The 6,366-nt window shown below is 70.2% G+C and carries 6 protein-coding genes and 1 pseudogene; all 7 read right to left on the bottom strand.

Annotated features, from left to right (window positions below; all coding sequences use genetic code 11):
* A partial coding sequence (locus D452_RS0123395) for a methionine adenosyltransferase (protein WP_017546569.1) occupies positions 1–746 on the bottom strand: 746 nt, incomplete at its 3' end.
* Positions 747–1,012: 266 nt separating this feature from the next.
* Positions 1,013–2,190: pseudogene (gene coaBC / locus D452_RS28840) on the bottom strand (bifunctional phosphopantothenoylcysteine decarboxylase/phosphopantothenate--cysteine ligase CoaBC).
* 130 nt (positions 2,191–2,320) lie between these two features.
* The gene (gene rpoZ / locus D452_RS28835; protein ID WP_017546567.1) at positions 2,321–2,587 is read right to left on the bottom strand and encodes a DNA-directed RNA polymerase subunit omega; all 267 of its coding nucleotides are present in this window, start codon (positions 2,585–2,587) and stop codon (positions 2,321–2,323) included.
* 133 nt (positions 2,588–2,720) lie between these two features.
* Complete coding sequence (gene gmk / locus D452_RS0123375; protein ID WP_017546566.1) at positions 2,721–3,311, bottom strand: guanylate kinase; 591 nt, start codon at positions 3,309–3,311, stop codon at positions 2,721–2,723.
* A gap of 328 nt (positions 3,312–3,639) precedes the next feature.
* On the bottom strand, positions 3,640–3,963 hold the full coding sequence (mihF, locus tag D452_RS0123370; RefSeq protein ID WP_017546565.1) for an integration host factor, actinobacterial type: 324 nt from the start codon (positions 3,961–3,963) through the stop codon (positions 3,640–3,642).
* A 391-nt stretch (positions 3,964–4,354) separates the two neighbouring features.
* The gene (pyrF, locus tag D452_RS0123365) at positions 4,355–5,062 is read right to left on the bottom strand and encodes an orotidine-5'-phosphate decarboxylase (protein WP_017546564.1); all 708 of its coding nucleotides are present in this window, start codon (positions 5,060–5,062) and stop codon (positions 4,355–4,357) included.
* A 332-nt stretch (positions 5,063–5,394) separates the two neighbouring features.
* A complete protein-coding gene (locus tag D452_RS0123360; protein WP_017546563.1) occupies positions 5,395–6,336 on the bottom strand; it encodes a dihydroorotate dehydrogenase in 942 nt (313 codons plus the stop codon).
* Positions 6,337–6,366 lie beyond the last annotated feature (30 nt).

The following is a 6,366-nucleotide window of genomic DNA, read 5'->3' as shown; positions in this document are numbered from 1 at the left end:
ATCGGGCCGCCGATCTCGAAGCGGCCGGTCGGGTTCACCAGGAGGCGGTAGTCGTCCGCGTCCAGGCCGTAGGCGGCGACCATGGGCTCGATGACGTGCTCCCGGATGTCCGGGGTCAGCATCTCCTCCAGGTTGATGTCCGCCGAGTGCTGGCTGGAGACCACGACGGTGTCCAGGCGGACCGGGGTCTGGCCCTCGTACTCGACAGTGACCTGGGTCTTGCCGTCGGGGCGCAGGTAGGGGACGGTGCCGTTGCGGCGGACCTCGGACAGGCGCTCGGAGAGCGAGTGCGCCAGCTTGATCGGCAGCGGCATGAGCTCGGGGGTCTCACGGTTGGCGTAACCGAACATGAGGCCCTGGTCGCCCGCGCCCTGCCGGTTGAGGACGTCGTCCTCGTGCTCGACGCGCGCCTCGTAGGCGGTGTCGACCCCCTGGGCGATGTCCGGGGACTGCGCGTCGATGGAGACGTTGACCCCACAGGAGTCACCGTCGAAACCCTTGGCGGACGAGTCGTACCCGATCTGGAGGATCTTCTCTCGCACGATCGCGGGGATGTCTACGTAGGTCTGAGTGGTGACCTCACCCGCGATGTGGACCTGACCAGTGGTGATCAGCGTCTCGACCGCGACCCGACTGCCGGGGTCGGTGGCGAGCATCGCGTCGAGGATCGCGTCACTGATCTGGTCGGCCATCTTGTCGGGATGGCCTTCGGTGACCGACTCGGAGGTGAAAAGGCGGCGGGACACGTTAAGTGACTCCTTGCAGCGGCTGCTGGCTGACATGTGTCGGGACGGCAATACCGACCGACGCGGTTGGTTATCGGTCCACTGTAACGGGACTGGTGGGGGCGGATGCGCGGCGGCGGGCCTCCTCAGCCGTTCGTCGGCACCCGAACGAGTCTGTCGTACTCAGCGGTAGGAATCCAGCGCGACGAGCGGAAGTTTTGCCGAGGTGACGGTGACGCTCACCAGGATCGCGCTGTGGGGCGGGGTTCCCTCCCCGACCGTGACGCTCATCCCGGAAGTCGTTCGACCACCAGGTCCCACACGCGGTCGGCGAGGTCCTCCTTGGGCCCTGTGGGAATGTCCACGGCGCTCCCGTCGGAACCGAGCACCGTCGCCTGGTTGTCGTCGGTGCCGAAGGCGCGCCCACCGCCGACCTGGTTGACCACGAGCAGGTCGCAGCCCTTGCGGGCCAGTTTGGCCCGGCCGTTGTCGATCACGTCGTCGGTCTCGGCCGCGAAGCCCACGATGGTCTGCTCCGTGCCCTCACGCGTCCGGGAGGCCACCAGACCGGCGAGAATGTCGGGGTTCTCCACCAGTTCGATCGGCGCCGGGGCGTCACCGGACTTCTTGATCTTGGAGGCCGCGCTGGTGACCGGGCGGAAGTCCGCGACGGCAGCGCTCATGACCACGGCGTCGGCGCGGGTGCGCTCGGCCTCCATGGCCTCGGCCAGCTCCACCGCGGACTCCACGCGCACCAGACGCACCCCGGCCGGGTCGGGCAGGGAGACGTTGGCCGCGACCAGCGTCACGTCGGCTCCCCGGGCGGCGGCGGTGCGGGCCAGAGCGTATCCCTGTCGGCCCGAGGAGTGGTTGCCCAGGAAGCGGACCGGGTCGATGGCCTCGCGGGTGCCGCCCGCGGAGACCACCACNCGGGGCGGCGGGCCCCCCGCCGCAGGACCAGGCGGGCGGCCTCGAAGAGTTCGGCGGGGTCGGGCAGGCGGCCCCGGCCGGTGTCGGCACCGGTGAGACGGCCCACGGCCGGGTCCAGGACGATGGCTCCGCGCGAGCGCAGGGTGGCCACGTTGGCCTGGGTGGCGGGGTGCTCCCACATCTCGGTGTGCATGGCGGGGGCGAACACGACCGGGCACCGCGCGGTGAGAAGGGTGTTGGTCAGCAGGTCGTCGGCGAGTCCGGCGGCGGCCTTGGCGAGGAGGTTGGCGGTGGCCGGGGCGACGAAGACGAGGTCGGCCGACTGACCGATGCGCACGTGCGGGACCTCGTGGACCTCGTCCCACACGCCGGTGGCGACGGGCTGGCCGGAAAGGGCGGCCCAGGTGGGCTCACCGACGAAGCGCAGGGCGTCCGCGGTGGGCACGACCCGGACGCGGTGGCCGGACTCGGTCAGTCGGCGCAGCAGCTCGCACACCTTGTAGGCGGCGATGCCCCCGCCGACACCGAGGACCACCTGGGGAACGGATTCTGTGTCACTCACACATGGAGTTCTACCAGGCCGCGCCCGCCGCACGCCCCGGGCGGGGGGTGCGACGGGCGCGGTCGGTGCCCCCGAGGGGGCGGGCCCGATGTGGGGCCCTGTGTCAGTTGCCCTCGTACGGCTCGGCGGTGAGCAGGCCGGACTTGACCTCGCGCAGGGCGATGGACAGGGACTTCTCCTGAACCTGCGTCTCGACCAGCGGACCGACGTACTCCAGCAGGCCCTCGCCCAGCTGCGCGTAGTAGGCGTTGATCTGGCGGGCCCGCTTGGAAGCCATGGTGACCAGGCTGTACTTGCTGTCGACGCACTCCAGCAGGTCGTCGATCGGCGGGTTGGTGATGCCTTCGGCGACGGGCTCGGTACCAGCCACTTCGTTACCCCCAGGGACGGTCTCCGGCTCGTCGGAAGCCGTGACGTTGATTGGACGGAAAGGTTCTAGAGGCCCGGAATGGGGCGGATGCGGCCGCCGCCGGAGATCGGCGCGGCCCGATTCGCACCCGCTATCACACCTTGGGCGCTGTCATCAACGCTAGCAGCTCGTCGCACACTTCCTGTACGGACGTGTTGACGAGGGTGGTGTCGAACTCCTTCTCGGCCGCGAGCTCGACCTTGGCGACCTCCAGGCGGCGCTGGATCACCTCGTCGGACTCGGTGCCCCGGCCGGTCAGCCTGCGGACCAGTTCCTCCCAGGAGGGCGGCGCGAGGAAGACGTGCAGGGCGTCGTCCATGGACTCGCGCACCTGGCGTGCCCCCTGGAGTTCGATCTCCAGCAGGACGGGGACTCCCGCGCTGAGGCGCTCCTCGACGGGACCGCGCGGGGTGCCGTAGCGGTTGCCCGCGAACTGGGCCCACTCCAGGAGCTGGTCCTCGGCGACGAGGCGGTCGAACTCCTCGTCGGAGACGAAGTGGTACTGGACCCCGTCGCGCTCGCCGGGGCGGGGCGCGCGGGTGGTCACCGACACCGAAAGCCACACGTCGGGGTTGACCTCGCGCAGGTGGGCGACGACCGTGCTCTTGCCCACGCCGGAGGGGCCGGACAGGACGGTCAGTCGTTTCTCGGCCGGTCGGGTCTGGTCTGCGGTCTGCGCAGGCATGTGAGTATCAGGCTTCCATTCGGCTCTCCGCCACGCGGTGGGCCGTGGGCCTCGTGAGCGCTGCCGGGGCCGGACCCGGGGTCCGGCGAGCACCGCGCGGGCGGCTCGTGCTGGCGCACTGGCGCGCAGCGTACGGTCGCGGGAAGCTCCCTTTATATCACCGAGCCACGGTGGGGCGGACGGGGTGTGACCTGGGGTCCACCCGCCCGCCACACCGTGGCGTCGAGTTGTTGCTCACCGCTTGCCTTGACCACTGGTGCGGCGGCTCCGAGCGACTGTGGGGGACGCGTCGGGGGCGGTGCTGGCCGGTGTCTCCACCGGACCGGTGTTACTTGGTGAGGTCGCCGAACTCGCTCTCGAGGGCGGCACGCTGGTTGGTGCCCAGGCCTCGGACACGGCGCGACTCAGCGATGTTGAGCCGCTCCATGATCTGTTTGGCACGCACCTTGCCGACACCGGGGAGGGATTCCAGCAGAGCCGAAACCTTCATCTTGCCGATGACGTCGTCCTTGAGTCCGTTGGAGAGGACCTCGGACAGCGAGATGCCGCCGTTCTTGAGCTTGTTCTTGACCTCCGCACGCTCTTTTCTGGCCTTGGCGGCCTTCTCAAGAGCCGCACTGCGCTGCTCGGGTGTGAGGGGAGGAAGGGCCACGCCGGGTCACCTCGGTTTTCTACTCGTTTGTAGAGGGCGGACGCCTGCGCAAGTTAGTAGGTCTGACCCCTGTTAGGCAACGTAAAGTGCCCTTTCAAGGGCTATTTCATCGAAGGAACTACCCAGAGTGACGATCCAATTGCGGTCGGACACGAAAATCAGGACTTTGGTCCTGATTGACGAGCTGGGAAAGCGCACCACCTGCGCAGGTCACCCTGCGGTGACTCGGGTCACTCTTCGCCGTGGATCACTGGTTTTGGACACGCCTAATTGGTAACCGTCCGTGATCCACAACTGTGAGTGATGGGACAGATGCGACAAATGAGACGATCCCGCCCTCACCTGCCCAGAGTCCGGGCAGCCCACGGGCGCCCGGACCCGGCCCCGGGTTTCAGACACGGGCGCCGGCGCGCCGCACGGCCGCCGCGATCGAGGCCGCGGCCGCGCCCGGGTCCGGGGCACGGGTGATGGGTCGTCCGATGACCAGGAGGTCCGCCCCGGCCTCGATCGCCGCCTCCGGGGTGGCGACCCGTGACTGGTCCCCGAGGTCCGCCCCGGCCGGACGAACACCCGGGGTGATGAGCGTGATGTCCGGACCCACCTCGGATCGGACCATCGCGACCTCCTGGGGCGAGCACACCAGCGCCCGCGCGCCCGCGTCGACCGCGAGCACCGCCAGGCGCCGCACCGCGTCCCGCGAGGGTCCGAGCAGCCCCACCTGCTCCAGGTCCGCCTCGTTCATGGACGTGAGCACCGTGACCGCCGCGATCCTGGTGTCCGGAGCGGCCTCGACCGCCGCGCGGACCATGTCCGCTCCCCCGGACGCGTGCACGGTCAGGATCGAGGGCCGCAGCCCCGCGACCGAGCGGGCCGCCCCGGCGACCGTGGCCGGGATGTCGTGGAGCTTCAGGTCGAGGAAGACCCCGACCCGGTTGGCGCCGCGCACGGCACTGATCACGTCGGGGCCGTAGCGCAGGTAGAGCTCCAGCCCCACCTTCACCGTGCTCACGTGCGGCGCGACCGCGGAGGCCCAGGTGGCCGCCGTCTCGATCTCGTTGGCGTCGATCGCGACGGCGATGGGCGCGGAGGGCGCGGTCATGTCGGTATCTCCAATCGTGTGCCACCGGCCCCGGGCCGGTGCCGGAAAAACATCCGTTCGTGCCTTACGTCCGTACTTACGCCCGTGCTTACACACGCACCAGCCGATGCACGTTCGCTGTCATGTGCACACCACCATGGTGTGCGGTTCCCCGGATCGGGCGCTTCATGCACCCAACCCGCGTCACTTCCCCGTAACGGCCGCTCAAACGGACGTAGGCGCACGTTCTCCGCGAACCCACCCACGTATCCCCGCAGCACGCGTTCGGGCACACAGAGCCATCTCAGCGCCGTTCAGGCCGGTCAGGGGCCTGTGGGTGCGTGAACGGGCGGTCACACACCCGTTCCGGGGCGGTGGGCGGCCCCCACCACCTCCGAGACCTTGGAGACGCCGCGCGCGTCCAGCGCCTCGGTGAACTCCCGCAGCACCCGCGTGCACGCGGACGGATCGGAGAAGTTGACCGTCCCCACCGCCACCGCGCTGGCGCCGGCCGCCATGAACTCCAGGACGTCCGTACCGGTGCGCACCCCGCCCACGCCGACGATCGGCACCTCGGGGAAGGCCTCGTGCACCCGGTAGACGCACCCCACCGCCAGGGGACGGATCGCCGGGCCGGACAGCCCGCCCATCCCCCCGGCCACAGCCGGGCGCAGCGTCCGTGGGTCCACGCTCATCCCCCGCAGGGTGTTGATCATGGTCAGCCCGTCGGCTCGGGCCGCCACACAGGCGCCGGCCAGTTCGACGACGTCGGGGACGTCGGCGGCGAGCTTGGCCAGGACCGGCACGTCCGAGCGCGCGTGCGAGCGCACCGTCTGCACCACCGTCGCGGCCTGGGCGGCGTCGTCGGCGAAGTGCCGCCCCGTGGGGTCGGCCGGGTTCGGGCAGGACAGGTTGACCTCGATGGCGCCCACGCCCTCCGCCTCGGAGACGCGCCGCGCCAGCTCACCGAACTCGCCCACGCCCGACCCCGCGATGGAGACGATCGCCCGCCCTCCCCTGGAGAGCAGCCAGGGCAGGTCCCGCTGGAGGAACACGTCCACCCCCGGGCCCTGCATGCCCGTGGTGCTGAGCATCCCGCTGGGAGTCTCCGCCATCCGCGGCGCGGGTCTGCCCGCACGGGGTTCCAACATCAACGACTTGGTGGTGACCGCGCCGATCTCCCCGATGTCGAAGAACTGCGACAGCTCGCGCCCCGAACCCGCGCATCCGGCGGCGGTGACCACCGGGTTCGGGAGTTGGAGGGATCCGAGCCTGGTCCTGAGGTCTGCGTTCACTGGCCTTCGCTCGCTCGTGGCGGCCCGGCG

Origin of the sequence: Nocardiopsis prasina DSM 43845, from assembly GCF_000341265.1 — a bacterium.
In the GTDB taxonomy this organism is placed as follows: Bacteria; Actinomycetota; Actinomycetes; order Streptosporangiales; family Streptosporangiaceae; genus Nocardiopsis; species Nocardiopsis prasina.
The sequence above is the reverse complement of the archived record's forward strand: the minus strand, read 5'-3'. Positions and strand labels throughout refer to the sequence as shown.

Excerpts from the sequence above, each read along its gene's own strand:
- gmk (WP_017546566.1), bottom strand. The coding sequence starts at position 3,311 with ATGCCTGCGCAGACCGCAGACCAGACCCGACCGGCCGAGAAACGACTG.
- pyrF (WP_017546564.1), bottom strand. The coding sequence starts at position 5,062 with ATGACCGCGCCCTCCGCGCCCATCGCCGTCGCGATCGACGCCAACGAG.